Below are 23910 nucleotides of genomic sequence, written 5' to 3'. Positions count from 1 at the left end.
GCAGGAATCTAGAGTAAGGGTAGGTTAGGCTATGACCAAAATTTATTTTGTCCGCCATGGTAAAACAGAATGGAATTTGGAAGGACGTTATCAAGGTTCACACGGTGACTCGCCGTTGTTACCTGTTAGCTACCGTGATATTACACGCTTATCTAAATTTCTATTAGCCAAAAAAGTGCAATTTCAAGCAATTTATACCAGTCCATTGTTACGGGCGCAAACGACCGCGGTTTTTATTAGTGAACATTTAAATCAAGCAATTCCTATTATTATTTGTCCTGATTTACGCGAGTTTAACCTGGGATTGATGGAAGGAAAAACTTTTAAAGAAGTCGAAAGTAAATATCCTAATGAAGTTGATGCGTTTCGCCATCGTCCCGATCAGTTTGATGCCGCTAAAATTGAGGCAGAAAGTTTCAGTCAACTGATTTTACGGATGCGAAAAGTGATTGTCAAAATCGCGCAGCAATATCCAGCCGCTAGTGATAATATTCTAATCGTCAGTCATGGGGCTGCGTTAACAGCTTTGATGCAATCATTGATTGGGACGCCATTGGCTGATTTAAGGAAAGATGGTGGCTTGGCTAATACTAGCTTGACTGTTTTGGCAACGACTGATCAAGGCCAAACTTTCCGAAAGGTTCTTTGGAATGAAACGTCTTATTTAGGCAAGAAATTAGGCGCCACTGATTCCGTTTAAGCTAAAGGAGTTAAAAATTTGAACGCGACTGAACGAGACAAAATTACGGCAGAAATTCATGATTTAACCGTCACTTTAACAAAGCAACCTCATGATATTTCAGCATTGCTGACTTTAGCGACCGATTTAATTGCAGTTGCTGACTTTAGCCAAGCGCAAATCGTGTTGGCACAAGTCCATCAGTTAGCACCTGAGAAAATTGAAGTTCCTTACAACCAAGCAATTATTGCTCATCAACTGAAACAAGATGAGCAGGCCTTGCGTTTGTTATCGCCGCTATTGAAAACAAAATTAGTTGGTGTTGCAAGCTATTTGATGGCAGTTATTTACTTTGAACAGAACCAAATTCAACTGGCAAACGCATTTGCTTTAACAGCTGCCGAGCAGGCAACCGCAGGCCTTCCGGAGTATTTACTATTGGCGCAAATATTAACAAAACAACATTTATGGACAACTGCGCAACCATACGCTCAAAAAGCTTATGATTTAGCGCAGGACGATCCAGATGTCTTGTTCGTTTTAGGCGGTTGTTTAATCAATACACCTGACCAAAAGTCAGCTGGCACTCAGTTATTAAAACGGGCGGCCCAGTTGGCACCGCAGAAATATCAGACGGCGGTAGCAGCAATTTTTCCCGATAACTGAAATAAATGAAGTGAGGTGATTTCGATGGCACAACAGGAATTAGAAGGCACTGTTGATGGTTTTCTGTTTGAGAGTCCAAGCAGTTTATTCAAGATTGTTTCGATCAAAATTAAAAAAGCCGACTTTCAATGGGATGCAACTACAATTGTTGTGACCGGAAATTTTGCTGAACTTAATTATGCTGAACGTTACCAGTTCTTTGGCGAATTAGTGGAACATCCTAAATATGGCAAGCAATTTAAAGCGAATACTTACCAGCAAGTGCGGCCTGATAGTGAGGCCACATTAATCAATTATTTATCTGGTGATCAATTTCCAGGTATCGGTAAAGTGGCCGCGAAACGAATTGTACGCCAACTAGGGCTTGATGCAATTGATCAAATTTTGACCGACCCAAGTAGTTTGGATCAGGTGGGACTGAAAGCGGATCAAGTTCAAGTCCTTAAAGAACAGCTCCAGGCCTCCCATGGTACGGAACAAGTTTTACTAGCCTTAGGTAATTTAGGGTTTGGACCACAATTAGTTGAGAAAATTATTGAAAAATATCAAACTGATGCCTTAAAGATGATTCAGACCAATCCTTATCGCCTTGCTTTGGATATTCGTCAAATTAGCTTTCGTCAGGCCGATCAAATTGCTGTGGCGGAGAATATTGCTGCTGACGCGCCAATTCGGCTCCAGGCGGCTTTAATTCAGTATTTACGTCATGACTTAGCTGTGACTGGTAATACTTACGCCGCGGCTCGAGAAACTTTAGCAGGAGCGGCCAATTTATTAGCACAAACACGATCAGAACGGATCACTGATCAGCAAATTGCCGATCAGTTGGTACAAATTGCCGGTGATGGCCGAATTGCCGTTGAGGAAGATCGCTTGTATTTGACCAATACTTATTTGAGTGAGATGCAAATAGCACAGTCAATTCAACAATTACGCCAGCAAAAAGTGAAAGCTTGGTCGACTGCTACTTTTAAGAAAGAATTACACGCTTTAGAACGTTGGCACAAGGTTACTTATAATGAGCAGCAAGTTGCAGCAATTGAGGCGGCGCTTAATCAACCGTTGACCATTTTAACTGGTGGTCCTGGAACTGGTAAAACAACCATTTTAAATGCTGTAGTCGCTTTATTTGCCAAGAAAAATCACTTTCAACTTGAGATTCGTAAAGGTGAGGAAGAGGATTTTCCAATCCAGTTAGCCGCGCCAACCGGAAGAGCAGCCAAACGTTTGGCCGAAATGACTGATTTGCCAGCTAAAACAATTCACCGGCTGTTAGGATTGAATCGAACTGATGATCAATTTGAACCATTAATGGGGCAAGATATTCATGGCCAATTATTAATTGTTGATGAAATGTCGATGGTTGATCAACAACTTTTCCAAGCGTTATTACAAGCGTTACCTAGTGGCATGCAGGTCCTCTTAGTTGGTGATCAAGACCAATTACCATCAGTGGGTCCTGGCCGGGTATTTGCCGATTTGATCAGTAGTCAGCAGGTACCCGTTACCGCTTTAACCGAAATTTATCGGCAATCAACTGATTCGACAATTATTGATTTGGCGCGAGACATTAAAGAAGGCCAGGTACCGGATAACTTAACGGCTAATTTACCAGACCGTTCCTTTATTGCTTGTCAACCCGGTCAAGTAGCCCATATTGTTGATCAAGTGTTGCTACTTTCTCGAGAGAAGCAGTTTAGTTTAGCAGAAACTCAAATTTTAACTCCAATGTATCGCGGCGTTGCAGGAATTGATCGGCTAAATGCGTCGATTCAAGAGCTAGTTAATCCAAGAAAAACGGCAGCTACTAAGCAGGTCACCGTTGGTAAAGTGAACTATCGGATTGGTGATAAGGTCATTCAGCTTGTTAATGATGGCCAGCGCGGTATTTATAATGGAGATATTGGTAAAGTGATTGGGATTGAGAAGGCTAGTGCTGCCAATGATAATCAAGCGCAACTAATCATTGATTTCTCTGGGCTTGAGGTTAGCCTAGCACGACCTGACTGGCTAAATCTCGGGTTGGCTTATTGTGTGTCGATTCATAAGTCTCAAGGTAGTGAGTATCAATTGGTTATTTTGCCCTTAACCATGGATAATCGGCGAATGTTACAGCGCAAGTTGCTTTATACAGCAGTGACGCGGGCCAAAGATAAGCTAGTAATGATCGGCCAAAAGGAAGCTTTTGTCCAAGCCATTTTGGAACAGGGCACAGAACGGAAAACAACCTTAGCCCGTCATATTAGCCAACAGTTTAAGGCTGAAGATAAGGTAGTGACCGCCGGACATTCTGAAAACCAGACAACTGTTGACTCAAAACCGACTACGGCCGAGATTAATCCTAAGCTGATCCAGTTGACAGATGATGAACCGGCTTCAGCAACTAAGCAAGCCACATCTGCTGATGCAGTTGACCAGCAAGTTGAGGAAACGCCGATCAGTGAGTACCGCTTAACAGCAAAATTAATTGCTGGCAATACGATTGATCCAATGATTGGTATGGCCGGGACGAAATTAGCATAAGTAAATAGTAAAACTGAGTGTAACCGCAACCAAAAGCGGTTAGCTGGTGATTATTAACGTAAAAGCCGGCGCTGCAATATTTGAAGTGGCTAAACGACTTGTCTTGAAATTTCTTTTTCTATCCTATTAATATTGTAGCGCCACAAAAAGACGAACAATTCGCGAATTGTTCGTCTTTTTGGTGTTAAGCTGACTGAACCAGCTGGCTTTTGATTAGTCTAAATCCAGAAAGGATACTGGTTATTGGTCGCATTAAGTTGAAATGAATGGTGGCCCATATCCTCACCGTCCATTTGACCAAATTGCGCTGGTTGACAACTAACTTGTAGTTGCTCCGTTTTAAAAAGATGGACTGCGGGACTGTTTAAATGGTGGCCATTGACCAACATTAAAATGAATAGGCCAATAAACTTAATTAAACTGGGTTTTTCTAAGATGATCAAATCTAGTTCTTCAATATGTGGGTCTGCTGTAGGCACGATGGGCACGCCACCGCCAAAATAAGCAATATTAGTCAGGGTGACAAGGTAAGCTTGATCGAAATGGGCTTTCTCCTGCTTAGTTTGTACGTCAACGGCAAAGGACTTTTGATTTTTCAGAACAGAAATTAAGTTAATGACATAAGCTAGGTTACCAAGATGCCAGCGGTTTAATTTTGCCTTTAAGGTTGAATGTTCAGTCAGATGAACAACATGGGCATCAAAGCCCATGCCAAAGTTGTTAATGAGCAATTGTTGTTGGATCTTGCCAGTTTCATCCTTGATCTGCACTGCGAAAATATTTAAGTTACTTGGCTGTCTGATTTTTATTAAATGGTCAATGAAAGTGGCAATTTTTTGTTTTAAATGTAAACTACGGGCAAAATCATTACCTGATCCGGCTGGGAAGTAAGCAATTGGAATTGGCGTAGGCGTGACGTCATGAATACCATTAAGAACTTGATTGACTGTCCCGTCACCACCAACGACCATAAAGACTTGCTCGCTGACTTGCTGTGCGGGTAATTGTTGTGCGAGCTGGCGGCTAAGAATGGTGGCATGACCAGAATATTCAGTAAAATAATAAGTGAACTTGATTTTAGCTGCGGTCAAAGCCGTTTTTAGCTTGGGCCAAACTTTTTTAGCAGCACCGCTACCAGCTTGGGGATTGATAATGATCGTGTAATTCGGCAAAACAAATTTCCTCCAAAAAAACAAGATAAATGGTGCTGATGAACATTAAAACTATGATTGCTGAATAGCTGGCAACTGTGACAACACAATCCGTGATAAAAGTCAATTAGCCAGTGAAGCTTAACGTAAATAACGAACAATTCGCTAGAATTGCTCGTTATTTTTGCGTTAGGCGGAACCGGTTGCCTTTTGAGAACACGTTTCGGCAACCAAATTTGGCCTTATTTGTCTAAATGACTAATGTCCCAGATGCTATTTGTATTAAGCGGGAACCTTTCAAAAATACATTTAGTTAAGCTGTGGTGATCAACATTGGTAAAATCATCGGATGCCGCTCAGTTTGATTGAAGAGGAATTCCTGCAATGAGTCAATAATAGCATCTCGTAACATTGATTCAGTGACATTCTCTTCGTCAGCGAACATCTTACGAATTAAATTGTAAATCCGTTTTTGGGCGGATTCAATTAAGCTACCAGACTCTCGCATATAAACGAAGCCCCGTGAAAGGATATCAGGTCCTGCCAAGACTAATTTGCGCTTGTAATCAATGGTTGCGACAACGACAACGAGGCCTTCTTCAGAAAGAATCCGGCGATCGTGAAGCACAATATTGCCAATATCACCAATTCCGGAACCGTCAACATATACGTCGTCAGCAGGGAAGTGTCCTGCAACTCGGGCGCGATCACTTGTTAATGCAAGGACGTCACCATTTTCCAAAATATAACTATGATCCATTGGGACGCCGCATAATTCAGCTAATTCTGTGTGAATCTTCAACATGCGATATTCACCGTGAATCGGCATAAAGAATTTCGGTTTCATTAACCGCAGCATTAGTTTTTGTTCTTCCTGACCACCATGACCAGAAGTATGGATATTATTGACTTTACCATGAATAACATGAGCACCAGCTTCTGACAACTGGTTGATTAAGTGATTGACACTAATCGTATTTCCAGGAATAGGGTTACTAGAGAAAATCACCGTATCACCAGGATTGATTGAAATCTGGCGGTGCGTGCCATTAGCAATTCGGCTAAGAGCTGCCATAGGTTCACCTTGAGATCCAGTACAAAGAATCATGACTTCATTAGCAGGTAAATGGTTGATTTCATGAGCATCAACTAAGACGCCATCAGGAATTTTCAGATAACCTAATTCCTGACCATTTACAATCGCTGTTTCCATACTACGACCGAAAACAGCGACTTTTCGATGGTGTTCAATGGCTGCTGAAACCGCTTGGGCTACCCGGGAAATATTAGAAGCGAATGAGGCAAAAATGATGCGCCCTTCGATCCCTTCAAAAATATGACGAATGGAATTACCAACAAAGCGTTCGGATTTAGTAAAGTTGGGAATTTCAGCATTAGTTGAATCGGACATCAATAAGAGCACGCCTTCTTCACCTAAACGCGCCATTCGTTGAAGGTTAGGGGATGGTTGATCGCCAACTGGTGTTAAGTCAAACTTAAAGTCACCAGTTTCAACGACAACGCCTTGGGGGGTATGAACGGCAACCCCAAGTGTGTCAGGAATTGAGTGGGTTGTTCGAAAGAAAGTCACACTGACTTTTGGAAATTTCAACACGCTGTCTTCACTTAATTCATGAAGCTCAGTCGTATTTAATAAGCCGTGTTCCTCAAGTTTTCCCTTAATTAGGGCTAATGCCAAAGGACCGGCATAGATTGGAATATTAGGGATTTGTTTCAATAGAAACGGAATCCCACCGATATGATCTTCATGGCCGTGGGTAATCACGAGCGCCTTAACCTTATCGATATTATCAGCAATGTAACTGTAATCAGAGATGACGTAGTCGATCCCTAGTAAATCATCTTCGGGAAACTTGATCCCAGCATCAATGATGATGATTTCATCTTGGAATTGAACGCCGTACATGTTTTTGCCGATTTCACCTAATCCACCGATGGCATAAACTGCAGTTTCGTTATTTTGTATTTTAAGCTTTTTGACCATTAATTAAACTCCGTTAGTTTGAAGTCGGGACTCTTTTGTTCATAGTCCAAAAAATTGCCGGTCAATTCTTGGATCAATTCAACATTATAGTCAGTGTTTTTGGCAACGAGGGCCCGAGCAGCAACAGCTGAGTCAGCTTCTAGATACAGTGCTTGAGTTAATTCCCGTTGGGGATTGCGAATGGCATTTGGTTGGTACAATACTTTAAAAATCAAGATAAAAACTCCTTATAAACGATATTTTTTAGTTTTCCGAACGTTGGGTCAATGAAAAAATAAATTATTTTTCATTCACAGTTATGATGATATTATCATATTTTGCCCAACTTGTATACTCTCAGGAACCACTCAAAGCGCCTCTTAGGGCCAATAGTCGTCTTTTTTTAGGTGTTAATTGCTAAATTTCTTTTGAGGAAACCTGGCTTTATTTAAAAGGACTTTATTAAGCTGTAGCAATCAGATTGCCGCAATAAATGCGCTTTAAAAGTTCGCGCTAACTTGCGGTAATTCGTTCCGACGGCAAACGCAGGGCTTTTTTGTAGCTTACTGTTGCCTTTTGCATCTTTGAGTCGGGTGAGTGTCAAAAATGCTAATAGGATTGGGCAAGGGTTCAAAATAGTTTTTTAGTTAGGGAGTCGGTATACTAGCAGTAAAGGATGTGATGCTATGATTATTTGGTGGTCGATTTTAATTATTTTAGCCGTAATTGTCTTAAGTTGGACGGGGCATCATCTCTGGCTGATTCACTGGCAACACCAACAGCAACTCATAGTTGATCAACAAATTAATCAGGCAATTCAAGTCTGGGCGGCTAAATTGCCGCAACTAACAGCACAAACATTACGTAGTGAGGTGCCGGTATCAATTTGGCATCGTGATGTGCTGGTTTTTGAATATCAAGTACAGTTAGCTTCTTCAGAAAAAATTACGCTAACCATTGGTGAGTTTGAACGTTATCTGCGCGCGAGTGTAGATTTGCCGGCGGAGATTATCGTGACTGAATACTGGCAACTTAAGGATACATTTCATTTTGATGTTGCTTATTTACGTAATCATGCGACCGCAAACTATGTTCATGACATGGCCCGGATTTCTCACGATGAGGCCCAAACAAAAACGCCGACTGCTCACCCCAATTGGCAAACACCGACGTCTAAAAGTCATCATCCGAACGAATAGTTTATTTCACGAATCTTAATCAATTAAGATTGTGTTTTTATCAGTTAACTGATAAGGGTCTTTTTGATTGATTAAGTCATAATAAAGATGACCGTTCAAGTGGTCGATCTCATGTTGACAAACAATGGCTGGATAATCACGCAGCCGAATTTTGTGAGTTTTTCCAGTGACGTCTTGATAGCGTACAGTGATCCGATCGTGGCGAACCACATAGCCTGGTAAGTCGTGATCCACTGATAAACAACCTTCACCCTCAGATAGAGCTGCTGATTGAACGGAATGACTAACAATCACTGGATTAATGATGACTTCTTTAAATAGTGGTTTTGCATCTTCTTCAGCGCCAGGAACCAGCACGGCGGCCATCATTTCAGAAACACCAACCTGTGGTGCTGCTAAACCAACACCAGGACGTAGGCCATATTTTTCAGCAGATTCAGGAACTTGACTCACGACCAAATATTCCATCATATCATGGGCTAACTTTTGATCAGCCTCGCTTAAGGGAAAGGTTACTTTAGCTGCTACTTGGCGCAAAACAGGGTCGCCATCACGCGTAATGTCTTTCATTAAATACACGGTATTTCCTCCAAACAAACTTACAATAATAAATTAATTTTAGCAGATAGGGGCCGCTTTTTAAAGCGGTCAACTAAGCACAATGATATTTTTTGTGATTACGCGTTGAAAATATGCTTCGTTAAGGTTAGTCATGAGTTGCATTTTCTGAAAAAATCAGTATGATAAATAACTGAATGATTCGAAATTAAATAACACCTGTTAGGTGAGGCTCCTATACAAACATAAGCTACTGCTCAGAAACATCGAGAGATGCCCATGAGTCAGCTGGAATTGCCTTCAAGGCTCTTTCTAATGTAGCTGAATTTATTTTCTACGTTGTATAGTGCTAAAACTCAACAGTGATCTAGCAAGTAATTGCGCACACTCACTGTTGGCGAGTGTGCTTTTTTATTTTACCGCGGCCTCGTAATTTAAATGAGTCCGAATTAATTTTGAATGAATGTCATTGTTGTTCAAGAATTTTCAATTTTGGAGGTGATCTTGTGCCCGCTAGTCCTGATCCAGATAGTTTACCGATACAGCAACATTCGCGTACTGCAGAAAGTGCGCCAGAAAAACCTGGAGGTGGCAACAATGTTGTTTTCAACCAAAAAGGGTGCAATCACCCAATCCAAAACCGATGCTTTGCTGGCAGCAAGCCAGTTAGCTCCGGAAGAAATTCTTAAGCAATTACAAACTACAACGACAGGATTAACAGCCACTGAAGTTGAAAAACGTCAAGACCAATATGGCTTAAATCAAGTTGTGGTGAACGCCGAGGTTAGTCGCTGGCGAATATTAGGGCAGTCATTCTTAGATCCCTTTGTCATTGTTTTAATTGTTTTAGCAGTTGTTTCTGCCTTGACCGCTGATTATGATGGGGCCATTGTCATGACCATGATGATTCTATTATCGGTCGTTTTGCGGTTTACCCAAGAAGTACGTTCACAAAAAGCTAGTCAGGCGCTGAAACAGATGATTGCCAATACTTGTGCAGTTACCCGAGATGGCTTTACCGCCGAACGGCCAATGACGGAGGTTGTCCCCGGTGATATTATTCAATTGCAAACAGGAGATTTGATACCTGCGGATGCTTATTTATTAACTGCCAAGGATTTATTCTTAAATCAATCCTCAATCACTGGTGAATCAATGCCAGTCGAGAAATTTGTCGGTGCTGATCGGCTTAATGATGCTGTCACTGGTCAACAGATTTTTGATCATCCCAATTTGTTGTTTATGGGTACCGATGTGATTAGTGGTGCTGGTCAAGCAGTGATTCTCAAAACCGGACGAGCAACGCTTTTTGGTGATTTAGCCAAATTAGCGACTGCCAAACGTGGTACCACGCAGTTTGATCGTGGGTTACGTCGTATTTCTAAATTACTGATTATCATGATGTGTGTGTTAGTCCCAATTGTTTTCGCAATTAATGCCATTACGAAGGGGGATTTAACCCAAGCGTTTTTCTTTGCCGTGGCAATTGCGGTCGGTCTGACCCCAGAAATGTTGCCCATGGTCGTGAATAGTAATTTAGCCAAAGGTGCCACCACCTTGGCTAAAAAGAAAGTGATTGTCAAGGAACTACGAGCGGTCCAGAATTTAGGTGCAGTGGATGTGCTTTGTACGGATAAAACTGGTACCTTGACCCAAGATCAAATTACGTTGATGTCGCATTTAGATCCCCAAGGAGTTAACGATCAAGAGGTGCTTCATTTGGCCTATATGAATTCTAATTACCAAACTGGTTGGAAGAACCTGCTAGACCAAGCTGTGATCGATTATGGTAATTTGCCAAATCACCAAGCAATGATGGCAAGTTTACCAGCTGACTTACAGAAAGTTGACGAAATTCCATTTGATTTTAATCGGCGGCGGTTAACTGTTGTTGTTAAAAATCAGCAACATCAATGGATGGTTACTAAAGGTGCCTTCGAGGAAGTTCTGGGTATTTGTAATCGGGTGCGGTGGAATGGCAGCATTCAAAAATTAACGCCGGATATTAAAAAAGCCCTGATCCAGCTTAATCAGCAACTCAATGATCAAGGAATGCGAATTTTAGGCATTGCTTATCGGATTGATGTTCACGAGCAGGCAACTTATGAGGTCAGTGATGAGAACGGCATGGTTTTTGCTGGTCTGATGGGCTTCTTAGATCCAGAAAAGGCCAGTGCCGCGCAAGCAGTTAAACTACTGCAACAACATCACGTGACGGTTAAGATTCTGACTGGTGATAATGGCACAATTACCCAGCATGTCGCTGGTAAAGTCGGTATTAAAAATGATCACTTCTACGAAGGCCGACAAATTGCGGCAATGACTGATGAAGAAATTAGTCAGATTATTGAGGATTGCGATTTATTCGTTAAATTAAATCCAGTTCAAAAGGCACGGTTGATCAAAATTCTTCAACAGCAGCATACAGTTGCATATATGGGGGATGGCATCAATGATGCACCGGCCTTACGCCAAGCAGATGTCGGCATTTCCGTAGATAATGCGGCGGATGTGACTAAGGAAGCCAGTTCTGTTATCTTACTCGAAAAAAGCCTGTTAGTATTGGAGGACGGTATTCTTGAGGGCCGAACAGTTTATCGAAACACAATGAAGTATATTCGTATGACGATCGCTTCAAATTTTGGTAATTCACTGAGTGTTTTGTTGGCTAGTATTTTCTTACCATTCTTACCAATGTTATCATTGCAGATTTTAGTGCAAAATTTGATTTATGATTTTGCCCAAATGTCATTGCCTTGGGATCACGTTGATCGACAAACGTTGTTAAAACCAACGCCTTGGCAAACTAAGGGATTATTGCGCTTTGCCCTGATTTTCGGGCCAGTCAGTTCAGTTTTTGACTTAATTACATTTGCGTTTATGTGGTTTGTTCTTCACGCTGATGTTGCCGCACGAGCTGGCTTATTCCAGACCGGGTGGTTCCTAGTAGGCCTCATTACGCAAAGTTTGGTTGTTTTTGTCTATCGAACGACTCGGGTCCCATTCTTCAAAAGTCGCTCCAGTTGGCAAGTCGTTAGCGCAACAGCTGGTGCAATTTTGTTAGGGTTTGTGATGGTCTTTGGGCCACTACAACATACTTTTGGCTTTGAGAACTTACCAGCAATTTATTGGTTATTTTTACCAGCAGTTGTGTTGTGTTACTTGGCACTGTCAGATGTTTTGAAAAAGTTATTAAAAGTTAAGTTGAATTGATTTCGCGCTAAACGTAATCAATGTCAGCCTCGATCAATTAACGGCAAAGAGCTTGTGACAAAAGGCGGTCAGCCGGTGCGCATTAACGTAAAATGTCGAACAATTCGTTAGAATTGCTCGGCATTTTTGCGTTAAGCAGAACCGGTTGCCGTTTGAGAAAACGTTTCAGCAGCGAACGTTTGCCTTGTTTTTGGCAAAAAAGGGCGATGACCTGGTCACTGTTTATTTTATCAACTAAGTTTTTTAAAAATTGAGGCACCAATTTAACAGTTTACGAACATCTAAACCTAGAAGTAACGCTTATTTCTTTGGTAAAGTTTGGAAAATTGATAACAGAATAAATGCAAAAAGGAACAGCATTAATTGATTGGCATAATCACTGATTTTCGTTTTTAAATTCACACATAGTTATAATGAAATCGCTTAATTAACGAACTAAATTCAATCACTTGCATGTTTATTTTAATCATGATATCTTTAGTCTAGTCTAGTATCTTAACACAGATTACAAATAATTGTGTAACAGAAAGTAGAGGGTGAAAGATGGCTCAAGGAAAAATCAATTTTGCAGCAATCCTTAACGAAGAAGCACAGGAATTTAAAGAAATCCAGGTCTTGAATGAGGCTGGGGAAATTGTTGCGCCAGATTTGGTGCCAGATTTAACTGATGCTGAGTTGGTCAACTTGTTAACAAAAATGGTTTGGGCACGAACTTTGGATCAGCGCGCCACAGCATTAAATCGTCAGGGTCGGTTAGGTTTTTATGCACCAACGGCTGGCCATGAGGCGTCACAAGTTGCTAGTCAACTGGCGATGGATCAGCAAGATTTTCTATTGCCTCGTTATCGTGATGTACCAGAATTGATTCTTCACGGGTTGCCACTTTATCAGGCTTTTCTGTGGTCGCGTGGTCATCAAGCTGGTAATGAATATCCAGCTGATTTTCAAGCTTTACCACCTCAAATTATTATTGGCGCGCAATATGTGCAAGCTGCTGGGGTTGCTTTAGGGATTAAGAAAAATCAGTGCCCACAAGTTGCCTATGCTTATACTGGTGATGGTGGCACTTCTGAGGGCGATTTTTATGAGGGCATTAACTTTGCCGGTCATTTTAAAGCCCCAGCAATTTTTGTGGTTGAAAATAATGGTTTTGCTATTTCTGTGCCGCGAAGTGCGCAAACAGCAGCCAAAACCTTAGCTCAAAAGGCTGTTGCTGCAGGTATTCCGGGAATTATGGTTGATGGGATGGATGCCTTAGCAGTTTATCAGGCAATGGCTTCCGCTCGGGCCTGGGCCGTCGCTGGAAATGGGCCAGTCTTAATTGAAACAATGACTTATCGATATGGTCCCCATACGTTGTCAGGTGATGATCCTAAGCGTTATCGGACGCCAGAAATGGATCAACTTTGGCTAAGCCGTGATCCATTGATTCGAATGCGCAAATATCTAACTGCCAAGCAGCTTTGGAGTGATGAGCAAGAAGCAGCACTAGTTGAGCAATTCAAGGCTGAAATCAAAGCGGCAATTGATCAGGCAGATCAAATTGCACCTCAGAAAGTTACTGACTTTTTAAAGAATACGTATCAAACAGCGCCACAAAATATTCAAGAAGAACTACAGAAATTTACTCAGCGGGAGGCCAAATAATGACTCAAAAAACAATGATTCAAGCAATTACAGATGGGTTAGCAGCAGAACTAGCTACTGATGATAAAGTCATGGTTTTTGGTGAAGACGTTGGTAAAAACGGTGGTGTCTTCCGGGCAACAGAAGGGTTGCAAGCTAAGTTTGGCGAAGATCAAGTTTTTGATACGCCTTTAGCGGAATCAGGAATTGGCGGTTTGGCCATTGGTCTGGCTTTGCAAGGATTTCGACCAGTGCCAGAAATTCAATTTTTCGGTTTTATTTTAGAAACAATGGATTCAATTGGTGGACAGATGTCACGTATGCGCTACCGCATGGGCAATACGCGCCAAATGCCAATTACGATTCGGGCACCTTTTGGTGGCGGGGTCCATACGCCAGAAATGCATTCTGATAATTTCGAAGGTTTGATCACCCAATTTCCGGGGATGCGGGTGGTAGTGCCTAGCAATCCCAAAGATGCTAAAGGGCTGCTGATTAGTTCAATTAAAAGTGATGATCCGGTTTTATTCTTGGAACATATGAAGCTGTATCGGTCTTTTCGTGAAGAAGTGCCTGATGAGGCTTACGAGATTCCGTTAGATCAAGCGGCAATTGCTCGTTCAGGCAAAGATGTGACTATTGTGACGTACGGCGCGATGGTGCGTGAGTCTTTAAAGGCTGCCGCTGAACTGGCTGAAAAACAAATTGATGTGGAAGTAATTGATTTACGGACAATTTCACCTCTAGATGTTCAAACGATTATTGATTCGGTGATCAAAACCGGTCGTGTCGTGGTCGTACAGGAAGCACAACGTCAAGCAGGTGTTGGCAATCAGGTGATTTCAGAGATTTCACAGCGGGCAATTTTAAACTTACAGGCCCCAATTGGCTTTGTGGCTGCGCCAGATACACCATTCCCATTTGGCCAAGCAGAATCGTTGTGGCTGCCGAATGCTCAAGATATTGTTGAAAAAGTCCAAGCGACTGTTAATTTCTAAATTCAGGAGGCTAACTAAATGAGTTATATTTTCAAACTACCCGAACTAGGGGAAGGCATCGCTGAAGGCGAAATTGTTAAATGGCATGTGCAACTCGGAGATCAAGTTAAGGAAGACGAGACCATTCTGGAAGTGCAGAATGATAAGTCAGTTGAAGAAATTCCCTCGCCAGCCAGCGGCACGGTTACTCAGATTTTAGCGCCTGAAGGTGCTACTGTGACTGTTGGGGAACCATTAATTGAATTTGATGGTACTGGCGACAATCCTGCCAGTACTTCTGCTGAACCAGAGGCAGCACCAACTAGCACGTCGACTAGTTATTATCAATTTAAGTTGCCTGAGCTAGGAGAGGGGATTGCTGAAGGCGAGATTGCCAAATGGCATGTTCAAGCTGGCACTGAGATTAATGAGGACGATACTTTATTAGAAGTTCAAAATGATAAATCAGTTGAAGAAATTCCCTCGCCTGTCACTGGGAAAGTGATTCGGATTTTAGTACCAGAAGGCGAAACGGTGACTGTTGGGGAACCATTAGTTGAAATAGATGCGCCAGGGCAGAATGGTACTGCTGTTGCACCGACTGCAGCAACGCTGGCCCAACCAGCTGTGACCGAATCAGAGTCAACTAGCTCAACACCACCAGCAGTCGCGCTTAGTACAGCTCAGCATCCAATTTTGGCAATGCCGTCTGTGCGTTTGTATGCGCGGGAACAAGGCGTTGATCTCGGACAAGTAGTGGCCACTGGTAAGAATGGTCGAATCACGCGGGCAGACGTGGCTGCTGCTAAGTCAGGCAATACCGCAGTTACTGCTGCACCAACAGTAAGCCCAGTGACTGCAGCTCCAACTCAAGCGCCAGTTGTAGAAACAACCCCGGCGTCAGCAGCACAGCCATTGCCGGTCAATCCCTATGAGACTAGGGAAAAGATGAGTCCTACTCGGAAGGCGATTGCTAAGGCGATGGTTAATAGTAAGCACACCGCTCCGCACGTGACGCTATTTGATGATGTGGAAGTTTCTAAATTAATGACCCACCGTAAGAAATTTAAGACAGTGGCCGCTGATAAGGGGATTAAATTAACCTTCTTAGCTTATGTGGTCAAAGCCTTGGTGATTGTCTTACGTGATTTCCCAATTCTGAATGCGTCAATTGATGATGCGACCCAAGAAATTGTGTATAAACACTACTTCAATGTTGGCATTGCAACAGATACGCCTCATGGCTTATATGTGCCTAATATTAAAAACGCTGATGCCAAAAGTATTTTTACTATTGCTGAAGAAATTAGTGCCAACGCAGTCAAGGCGCAAGATAATAAATTAAAGCCTGATGAGATGGCCCATGGGTCGATGACGATTAGTAACATTGGTTCAATTGGTGGTGGCTGGTTTACGCCAGTCATCAATTATCCTGAAGTGGCCATTTTAGGTTTTGGTCGGATTGCCAAAGAACCTTATGTGAATGCAGATGGTGAAATTGCCGTTGGCGCAATGATGAAATTATCATTATCCTTTGACCATCGCTTAATTGATGGTGCCACCGCTCAAAAAGCAATGAACGAATTGAAACAGTTATTAGCAGATCCAGAATTATTATTGATGGAGGGTTAATTGATGGTCGTTGGAGATTTTGCAATTGATTTAGATACTGTGGTGATTGGTGCTGGCCCTGGCGGTTACGTAGCGGCAATTCATGCGGCGGAATTAGGCCAGAAAGTAACGGTGATCGAACGCGAATATGTTGGCGGTGTTTGTCTTAACGTCGGTTGTATTCCGTCAAAAGCACTTATTACAGCTGGTCATCGCTTACAGGAAGCTCGAGATGCTAGTGCTTTTGGTATTAGCAAGACGGACGCCACAATTGATTTCGCCAAAACTCAGGATTGGAAACAACACCGCGTAGTGGAGCGCTTAACTGGCGGGGTGCGGATGCTTTTTAAGAAGCACAAAATTGACTTGATCGAAGGGGATGCCTTCTTGAAAGATGCCCATAGTTTACGGGTGATTCAAAAAGACAGTGCCCAAACTTATACGTTTAAAAATCTGATTATTGCTACTGGTTCGCGACCAGTCGAAATTAAGGGTTTTAAGTTTGAAAAACGCGTCCTTGATTCAACTGGTGGTCTTAATTTACCCGCAGTACCAAAGAAATTAGTGGTTATTGGTGGCGGGTATATTGGTTCAGAATTGGCTGGTGCCTATGCTAATCTTGGTGCTGAGGTCACGATTCTTGAGGGTACGCCGTCAATTTTGCCTAATTTTGACGCTGATCTGGTCAAATTAGTCTTAGATAGTTTCCAGAAAAAGGGCGTCAAAGTTATCACTGGTGCCATGGCTAAAAATGCCGAAAATTTTGATGACCATGTTACAGTGACATACGAAGCCAACGGGACCACTGAAAAAGTCGATGCTGATTATGTTATGGTAACAGTTGGCCGCCGTCCTAACACCAATGATATGGGTTTGGAACAAGCTGGCATCAAAATGGCTGAGCGCGGCCTCATTGAAGTGGACCAACAAGGTCGTACGAACCAGGCTAATATTTACGCAATTGGCGACATTGTTGCTGGTGCTGCTTTGGCGCATAAAGCTTCCTATGAAGGTAAAGTTGCCGCGGAAGCGATCAGTGGCAAACCGGCTGCTGTGGATTATCGCGCGATGCCAGCGGTTTGTTATACTGATCCAGAACTAGCGACAACTGGGTTAAGTCTGACTGAAGCTAAGGACCAAGGTTATCAAGCTAAAGCAGATAAATTTCCATTTGCAGCCAATGGTCGGGCAATTTCCTTGCAAGCAACGACTGGCTTTGTGAAATTGATTTCTGATAAAAATGATGGCACTTTACTTGGCGCTCAGGTCGCGGGTAGTGGCGCCAGTGATTTGATTTCTGAATTGACCTTAGCTGTTGAATCAGGTATGAATATCAGTGATTTAGCACTAACGATTCATCCTCATCCAACTTTAAGCGAAGCCATTATGGATGCGGCTGATCTAGCTGAAGGGATGCCAACGAATATCTAGCTGGTGCTTAATTTTAGACTCAGTAAGCATCAAGTGAGTCTGATCAGATTCAGCGTTTTATAGAATGCGAATCATTAGAAAATCATCACCTCAAAAAGTAATAGCGTTTAATGATCAGCTGCTGGAACAGCGGTCATTAAACGCTATTTTTAAACTAATCATTAGAAGGTGGATGCCCAATGCAGAAATATCTCTGCACATTGATCAAGGCAGCATTCTTAAGCGCTGCAACTGTTATAGAAAGATGCTAGCTTTTTCTCCGCTCGTAAGATTGACCATAATTGGGCTTGATCCATTAAGGCAGGGCTTAAACTGGTGAGTATTATTGGCGAGATTCGCTGTTGTTAGCCAATAAATGGAAATCAGCACAAAAGAGGTGGGACAAAAGTCCGCTCAACCACAAATAAACAAGACTTTAACTGCTGAAACATGTTCTCAAAAGGCAGTCGGCCCGCGTAACACAAAAAAATAACAAGCAATTTTATACGAATTGCTCGTTATTTTCCTTTGACACTGACGGTCTTTTGTTGGACGCGGTTCTGTTCTAAACAAGTCTTGGATGATTGACAGTTTAGTTGTTTTCTCGGTTATAGTTCGACGCCAGCTTCGTCAAAGAAGTGGGCCAGTGGTTTTAATTCTTGAGCATCATAGCTAGCGAAGAAGTCTGTCAAACTAGTGGTGCCTTGTAAATCATGGTTAGCGTTGTAGCTAGGATTGATGGTTTCAATTAATTGGCCATCTTTAATCGTGAGCTCTAATTCTTCAACTGGTAAGCCACGTTTTTGAGTAATCTTTGCATCAATTAAGAATGGTCGCCCAGCTTTGGTTACCTCAAGAGCACGATCAAAGGCTGCTGGTAATTCACTTGATTTACGAACTGTGATCGATTCAACACCCATACCTTGGGCAATCATGGCAAAGTCTTGGTCTTCCAAATCAATCCCACTGTGATGGGCAATATTTAAATCATCTTGCTCAGATTTAATGAAGCCTAAAACAGTGTTGGAAGTGATGATGTTAATAATTGGTAACTGGTATTTCTTTTGATCAATTAAATCTTGCATGACCATTGAGAAAGCACCATCGCCGGAAATATTGAAAACTTGGCGATCAGGGTAGGAGAGTTTACCAGCAATCGCCCCTGGTAAGCCATAGCCCATTGAGGCGAATAAGGCTGAAATCGTCCATTTATTTTTAGGCGTCAAGTTTAAATAACGGAAAGAGTTAATGATGTTATCACCAACGTCAATTGAGAAAACAGCATCTGGTTCAGCAATGCGATTGATTTGTTTGTAAATCGGTTCGAACTCCAGAGGATCAGTTTCCCGATTTAAAAGTTTGTCTAAATATTGCCGCCAATTCTGATTAGCAGCGACTGCCGCTTTAAAGTAAGGACTTGGTGCTGCTGTTTGACTGCGGGCTAATGCTTTCTCAACAAAAGTAGTCGCATCGCTCCAAATGCCTAAATCAAGGAAGTGGTGTCGACCAAATTGTGCCTCATCAGCGTCAACTTGGACGAATTTAAACGGATGGGTGCGATAAACTAAGTTAGCAAATGGAAAATCGGTGCCGATGGCAATGACTAAATCACTAACAGCAAAAATTTCATCGGCAGCTTTAGCAGCGGCACGATTGGCATAACCTAAATTGCCTTCGTAGTGATCATCAATCAATCCTTTGGCCAAGCCGGTTAGAATCAGTGGCACTTGTAACTTCTTTGATAATTCGATCAGCTTGTCGCCGCCACCACGAATACCACGACCAACGTGGATCACCGGCCGTTTAGCGGCTTTGATCATGTCCAGAACTTGGTCAACTTCATTATCAGTGGCCTCTGGCAATGGTTTGACTTTATTATCGGTTGGTGAAACGCTTGTATAAGGTTCGTCAGGAATTTCAACATAACCGAAGTCGTTTGGAATAATGACCACTGCAACGCCTTGATGCTTGTATGCCTCACGAATTGCTTTGTCAACAACGTAGGGCAGACTTTCAGGTGTCATGACTAGTCGATTGTAAACTGCCACGTCTGCAAAAATTGGATTTTCGTCGAATTCTTGGAAATAATTGTAGTTCATATTTGTACTAGGAACTTGACCAATTAACGCTAAAACTGGCGCGTGATCTTCACGAGCATCATATAAACCTGTTAATAGGTTTGTGGCACCAGGACCAGCAGAGCCAAAAGTAACGGCGATTTTGCCAGTTAATTTAGCATCGGCTGACGCGGCCAAGGCCCCAACTTGCTCATGACGAATTTGAACATACTTTAGCCGTTCTTTTTCTTGGTCTAAGGCAGCCATCGTTGAATTAAATGACCCACCTGGGTAGCCGTAAATATGGTTAACCCCCCAAGATTCGATGACTCGTAACATTGCGACACTTGCTGGAACTGTTGATTGATTGTTCATGATTGATATCCCCCAATAAGATAAAGATTGTAAACAATTTGTTCGTAGACAATGTAACACATTTTGCAAACGGTTGCAACAGATTAAGTATACGGGATTGACTGATTATTTAGCAAGTTTTATGAACCGCTTTCAGAAACGCTGATAAATCAAGACTGCTTCGGTTAATAAAGAAAAAGTGTTCACCTTCAAAAATATTTATTAAGACAAATCTGGCACGATTTATTGGTGGTAGAATAGCAAATATTTTTGGTTAAACAGCTCTTAAAATCCGCTTATATAATGAATGAATAATCTAAACCGAATCATTATTATTAAAGTATGTAACAGACTGGTGGTACTGTGTGGGCAAACTGATAATGGGATTAAAATATCAGCTGGATCAATTGAGCTCTTGCCGATGTCAAGTGAGCAGCAATTGGTGATGTTTGTCTGATTAAGTTCTGATAGTAGTAATACTCTTACTATTTTGTTAATCTGGCAGTTGATTAACTGTTATCATGCCTAAGAGTCTGGACCCTATCGTAAGTAAAAGTGTGTTAAAATTAAGCAACAATCATGTTCGGAGTGAGTGACAGGGCAATTATTTTGCATCACTCCAGATAGACGAAGAAGGAGTGATGGTAATGGACACTAACTATAGTTACCCACTTGATCCTGAATGGAATCAAGATCAGTTACTGGCGACAATGGCGATTTTTAATTTAACGGAGGACGCTTATGAAACTAAGTTAAATGTGGCGGATTTTCAGAAAGCTTGGCAACAATATCAAACGCTTTTCCCAGCCAAGATGGATCAACGCCAAATTGATCGTGAATTTGAACGAGTTAGCGGCTATTCGATTTATGCGGTTCAAAAAGCAGTTGCTCAGGCAAAGTCAGCGACAATTAAGATGAAATGAGGATTAACGATGGCATATGAAACTTTAAAGATTCAACAAGACTTAGTTGAATGGTTATCACTGACAGGTGATCAATTACGACGGCATTTACATAGTCCACTTGAAGTAACGACTAAAAGTGGCCGCAATGATTTAGTGACCAATTTAGATAAACAAACCGAACAATTTTATGTGCAACAGATTCGGCAACATTATCCTGAAGCACATATCTGTGGTGAAGAGGGATTCGGTGATCAATTGACTGATTTGACCGGGTTAGTTTTCTTCGTTGATCCGATTGACGGGACGATGAATTTTGTTCGTCAAAAAAACAATTTTGCGACGATGATCGGCGTCTATCTAGATGGTCAGCCATTAGTCGGGGCAATTCTTGATGTGATTGGTGAAAAACTATTAGTAGGTGGCGCTGAAACTGGTGTTCAGTTGAATGGGTATCCGCTCACGCCAATTGCACCAGCACCAATCGCTGAGGGGTTGCTCGGCGTCAATGCAATGATGTACGCCCATAATGGCTATCATTTGCAGGATTTAGCTGCACAAACATCTGGCGTGCGTGTAACTGGAAGTGCTGGTCTGGAGTTCATTCAAGTCATTACCGGTCAACAAAATGGTTATGTTTCGTCATTATCACCATGGGATGTGGCCGCTGGTTGGGCGATTGGCCAGGGTGTTGGTATCGAGGCACATAACTTAGCTGGGCAACAACCACAATTGCGCGAGCGGGAAGTTATTATCGCTGGAATCCCCGAAATTTGGCGCTCATTTCAGAAATTACAAAATTGAAACCGATTTTATGAATAATTTTCTGTAAGCTGGCTCATATTTATGGTATTATTTTACTTGACTGTACGAGAGAGCTTATTACCTATGCTTTTTGGAAGGAAGAAAACATTAGTGAAAACACGTGAAGATATTCGAAATATTGCCATCATCGCCCATGTCGATCATGGTAAAACAACTTTAGTCAATGAATTATTAAAACAATCTGATACCCTTGATGAACATATCCATTTGGAAGACCGGGCAATGGATTCTAATCCAATTGAACGGGAACGTGGGATTACCATCTTATCTAAAGTAACGGCCGTTGATTATCACGACCACAAAATCAACATCTTGGATACCCCAGGACATGCTGACTTTGGTGGCGAAGTTGAACGGATCATGCGCATGGTTGATGGTGTGCTGTTAGTTGTTGATGCTTTTGAAGGCACCATGCCACAAACTCGATTTGTTTTAAAGAAAGCATTGGAACAACATTTAACACCAATCGTTGTCATTAACAAGATTGACCGTCCTGGTGCTCGTCCTGAAGAAGTTGTTGACGAAGTGCTTGAATTGTTCATCGAATTAGGCGCTGACGAAGATCAATTAGACTTCCCAGTTGTTTATACTAGTGCCGTTAACGGGACTTCTAGTATGGACGCTGATTTGGATACTCAGGAACACACGATGGCACCTGTTTTTGATACGATTTTGGATACAATTCCAGCACCTGTTGATAACAGTGACGAACCATTACAATTCCAAGTTGCCATGTTAGACTACAATGATTATGTTGGTCGGGTTGGTATCGGCCGAATTTTCCGTGGTCAAATTAAAATTGGCGACAGCGTTTCCGTTTTGAAATTGGACGGGTCTGCTAAAAACTTCCGAGTAACCAAATTATTTGGTTTCTTCGGTTTGAAACGAATTGAAGTTAATGAGGCTAAGGCCGGCGATTTGATTGCCGTTTCTGGGATGGAAGATATCTTCGTTGGTGAAACAGTCACACCAGTTGATCATCAAGACCGGTTACCAATCTTACGGATCGATGCGCCAACTTTGCAAATGACGTTTGCCGTTAACGACTCACCATTTGCCGGTAAGGAAGGTAAATTCGTGACACCTCGTAAGATCGAGGATCGTTTGAAGTCACAATTACACACTGACGTTTCATTACGGGTTGATGATACTGATTTACCAGGTGCTTGGGTTGTCTCGGGTCGTGGGGAATTACATTTATCAATCTTAGTTGAAGAAATGCGTCGTGAAGGTTTCGAATTACAACTTTCTCGTCCGGAAGTTATCTATCGCGAAATTGATGGCAAACTTTCAGAACCATTTGAAAGCGTCCAAATCGATACACCTGACCAGTACGTTGGTTCGGTCATCGATTCAATGGCTCAACGTAAGGGTGACATGCAAAACATGGAATCACTTGGTAATGGCCAAACACGGATGATTTTCTTAGCACCATCACGTGGTTTGATTGGTTATTCAACTGAATTCTTATCACAAACTGGTGGTTACGGGATCATGAACCACTCATTTGAGAAGTACATGCCAGTTGTTCGTAACTGGAATCCTGGTCGTCAATCAGGTGCTTTGGTTTCAATCAACCAAGGAACTGCCACAACTTATAGTTTACAATCTGTTGAAGATCGTGGTGAATTATTCGTTGATGCTGGTGTTGACGTTTATGAAGGGATGATCGTTGGTCAAAGTAACCGTGATCAAGATATCGCCGTCAATGTCACTAAGGGTAAAAACTTAACTAACACCCGTGCCGCTGGTAAAGACCACGCAGCTGCGATTCGGACACCACGGACAATGTCACTTGAAGAATCAATTGAATTCTTGAATGAAGATGAATTCTGTGAAGTAACGCCAACCAGTGTTCGTTTACGGAAGAAGATTTTAAATACCAACGAACGCCGGAAAAATGACAAGCGTCGTAAGATGGCTGCCAACGACAAGTAATTGAATTAACGCTAACGCTAATGCGAGCGTGACAAAAGGCGATTAGCCGAGTATTAACGTAAAATGCCGAACAATTCGAAAGAATTGCTCGGCATTTTAGGCTCTTCGTCAACTGAAGTTGATAGAATATTTTCTAAGTAGTTAGACTAAAATTGGTCTAGGCTATACTCCTTCTTGGGTAGACAAGCAAATAATTAAAGCTTGTCTTCCTAGGAAGGAGTTTTTGTATGGGCCGGA

Annotated in this window: 17 protein-coding genes and 1 riboswitch; of the genes, 12 read left to right on the top strand and 5 right to left on the bottom strand. The window is 42.1% G+C overall.

Annotation, left to right across the window (positions count from 1 at the left end; genetic code table 11):
• Positions 1–31: 31 nt before the first annotated feature.
• Genes EKM81_RS04445 through recD2 form a run of 3 tightly spaced genes read left to right on the top strand, consistent with a single transcriptional unit; the run spans position 32 to position 3868 of the window.
• Positions 32–700 carry a histidine phosphatase family protein gene (locus tag EKM81_RS04445; protein WP_125648952.1) on the top strand — a complete coding sequence of 223 codons (669 nt, stop codon included), beginning with the start codon at positions 32–34 and terminating at the stop codon, positions 698–700.
• Between the two features lie 18 nt (positions 701–718).
• Positions 719–1345, top strand: a complete 627-nt coding sequence (locus EKM81_RS04440; protein ID WP_125648949.1) for a tetratricopeptide repeat protein — start codon at positions 719–721, stop codon at positions 1343–1345.
• A gap of 24 nt (positions 1346–1369) precedes the next feature.
• Positions 1370–3868 carry an SF1B family DNA helicase RecD2 gene (gene recD2, locus EKM81_RS04435; protein ID WP_125648946.1) on the top strand — a complete coding sequence of 833 codons (2499 nt, stop codon included), beginning with the start codon at positions 1370–1372 and terminating at the stop codon, positions 3866–3868.
• Positions 3869–4086: 218 nt separating this feature from the next.
• Here the strand turns inward: recD2 and EKM81_RS04430 are convergent, their stop codons facing one another.
• From EKM81_RS04430 to EKM81_RS04420, 3 genes are all read right to left on the bottom strand, one after another.
• Positions 4087–5040, bottom strand: a complete 954-nt coding sequence (locus EKM81_RS04430) for a diacylglycerol/lipid kinase family protein (RefSeq protein ID WP_164509205.1) — start codon at positions 5038–5040, stop codon at positions 4087–4089.
• Between the two features lie 292 nt (positions 5041–5332).
• Positions 5333–7024 (bottom strand): ribonuclease J1, encoded by a 1692-nt coding sequence (gene rnjA / locus EKM81_RS04425; RefSeq protein WP_125648940.1) that lies wholly within the window; start codon positions 7022–7024, stop codon positions 5333–5335.
• Positions 7024–7239: a DNA-directed RNA polymerase subunit epsilon gene (locus EKM81_RS04420; protein WP_125648937.1), complete on the bottom strand. Its 216-nt coding sequence runs from the start codon at positions 7237–7239 to the stop codon at positions 7024–7026. Before EKM81_RS04420 ends, rnjA begins: the two co-directional genes overlap by 1 nt.
• A 450-nt stretch (positions 7240–7689) precedes the next feature.
• On the opposite strand from EKM81_RS04420, the gene EKM81_RS04415 reads away from it, so the two are divergent.
• Positions 7690–8202: a hypothetical protein gene (locus EKM81_RS04415; protein ID WP_125648934.1), complete on the top strand. Its 513-nt coding sequence runs from the start codon at positions 7690–7692 to the stop codon at positions 8200–8202.
• A 15-nt stretch (positions 8203–8217) separates the two neighbouring features.
• Here EKM81_RS04415 and def read toward each other — a convergent pair whose 3' ends face one another.
• Complete coding sequence (gene def / locus EKM81_RS04410) at positions 8218–8781, bottom strand: peptide deformylase (protein WP_125648931.1); 564 nt, start codon at positions 8779–8781, stop codon at positions 8218–8220.
• Between the two features lie 190 nt (positions 8782–8971).
• A riboswitch (M-box (ykoK) riboswitch) is annotated at positions 8972–9131 on the top strand.
• Between the two features lie 226 nt (positions 9132–9357).
• Here def and mgtA point away from each other — a divergent pair.
• The 5 genes from mgtA to lpdA all read left to right on the top strand — a co-directional run bounded on the left by mgtA (position 9358) and on the right by lpdA (position 17618).
• A complete protein-coding gene (mgtA, locus tag EKM81_RS04405) occupies positions 9358–11973 on the top strand; it encodes a magnesium-translocating P-type ATPase (RefSeq protein ID WP_125648928.1) in 2616 nt (871 codons plus the stop codon).
• A gap of 543 nt (positions 11974–12516) precedes the next feature.
• Positions 12517–13620, top strand: a complete 1104-nt coding sequence (pdhA, locus tag EKM81_RS04400) for a pyruvate dehydrogenase (acetyl-transferring) E1 component subunit alpha (RefSeq protein WP_125648925.1) — start codon at positions 12517–12519, stop codon at positions 13618–13620.
• Positions 13620–14597, top strand: coding sequence for an alpha-ketoacid dehydrogenase subunit beta (locus EKM81_RS04395; protein WP_125648923.1), 978 nt, complete (start codon positions 13620–13622; stop codon positions 14595–14597). The genes pdhA and EKM81_RS04395 overlap by 1 nt, the downstream gene beginning before the upstream one ends.
• Before the next feature lie 18 nt (positions 14598–14615).
• Entirely contained in the window at positions 14616–16208 is a 1593-nt protein-coding gene (locus EKM81_RS04390) for a dihydrolipoyllysine-residue acetyltransferase (protein WP_125648920.1), read from the top strand.
• Positions 16209–16211: 3 nt separating this feature from the next.
• Positions 16212–17618: a dihydrolipoyl dehydrogenase gene (lpdA, locus tag EKM81_RS04385; protein WP_125648917.1), complete on the top strand. Its 1407-nt coding sequence runs from the start codon at positions 16212–16214 to the stop codon at positions 17616–17618.
• 587 nt (positions 17619–18205) lie between these two features.
• Here lpdA and spxB read toward each other — a convergent pair.
• Complete coding sequence (gene spxB, locus EKM81_RS04380; protein WP_125648914.1) at positions 18206–20029, bottom strand: pyruvate oxidase; 1824 nt, start codon at positions 20027–20029, stop codon at positions 18206–18208.
• 626 nt (positions 20030–20655) lie between these two features.
• Here spxB and EKM81_RS04375 point away from each other — a divergent pair.
• The 3 genes from EKM81_RS04375 to typA all read left to right on the top strand — a co-directional run bounded on the left by EKM81_RS04375 (position 20656) and on the right by typA (position 23673).
• Positions 20656–20931 carry a UPF0223 family protein gene (locus EKM81_RS04375; protein WP_164509204.1) on the top strand — a complete coding sequence of 92 codons (276 nt, stop codon included), beginning with the start codon at positions 20656–20658 and terminating at the stop codon, positions 20929–20931.
• A 9-nt stretch (positions 20932–20940) separates the two neighbouring features.
• Positions 20941–21714 carry an inositol monophosphatase family protein gene (locus EKM81_RS04370; RefSeq protein ID WP_125648908.1) on the top strand — a complete coding sequence of 258 codons (774 nt, stop codon included), beginning with the start codon at positions 20941–20943 and terminating at the stop codon, positions 21712–21714.
• Between the two features lie 111 nt (positions 21715–21825).
• The gene (gene typA / locus EKM81_RS04365) at positions 21826–23673 is read left to right on the top strand and encodes a translational GTPase TypA (RefSeq protein WP_125648906.1); all 1848 of its coding nucleotides are present in this window, start codon (positions 21826–21828) and stop codon (positions 23671–23673) included.
• The last annotated feature ends 237 nt before the right edge of the window (positions 23674–23910 follow it).

This window comes from Lapidilactobacillus gannanensis (genome assembly GCF_003946675.1).
GTDB classification, from domain to species: domain Bacteria; phylum Bacillota; class Bacilli; order Lactobacillales; family Lactobacillaceae; genus Lapidilactobacillus; species Lapidilactobacillus gannanensis.
The sequence above is the reverse complement of the archived record's forward strand: the minus strand, read 5'-3'. Positions and strand labels throughout refer to the sequence as shown.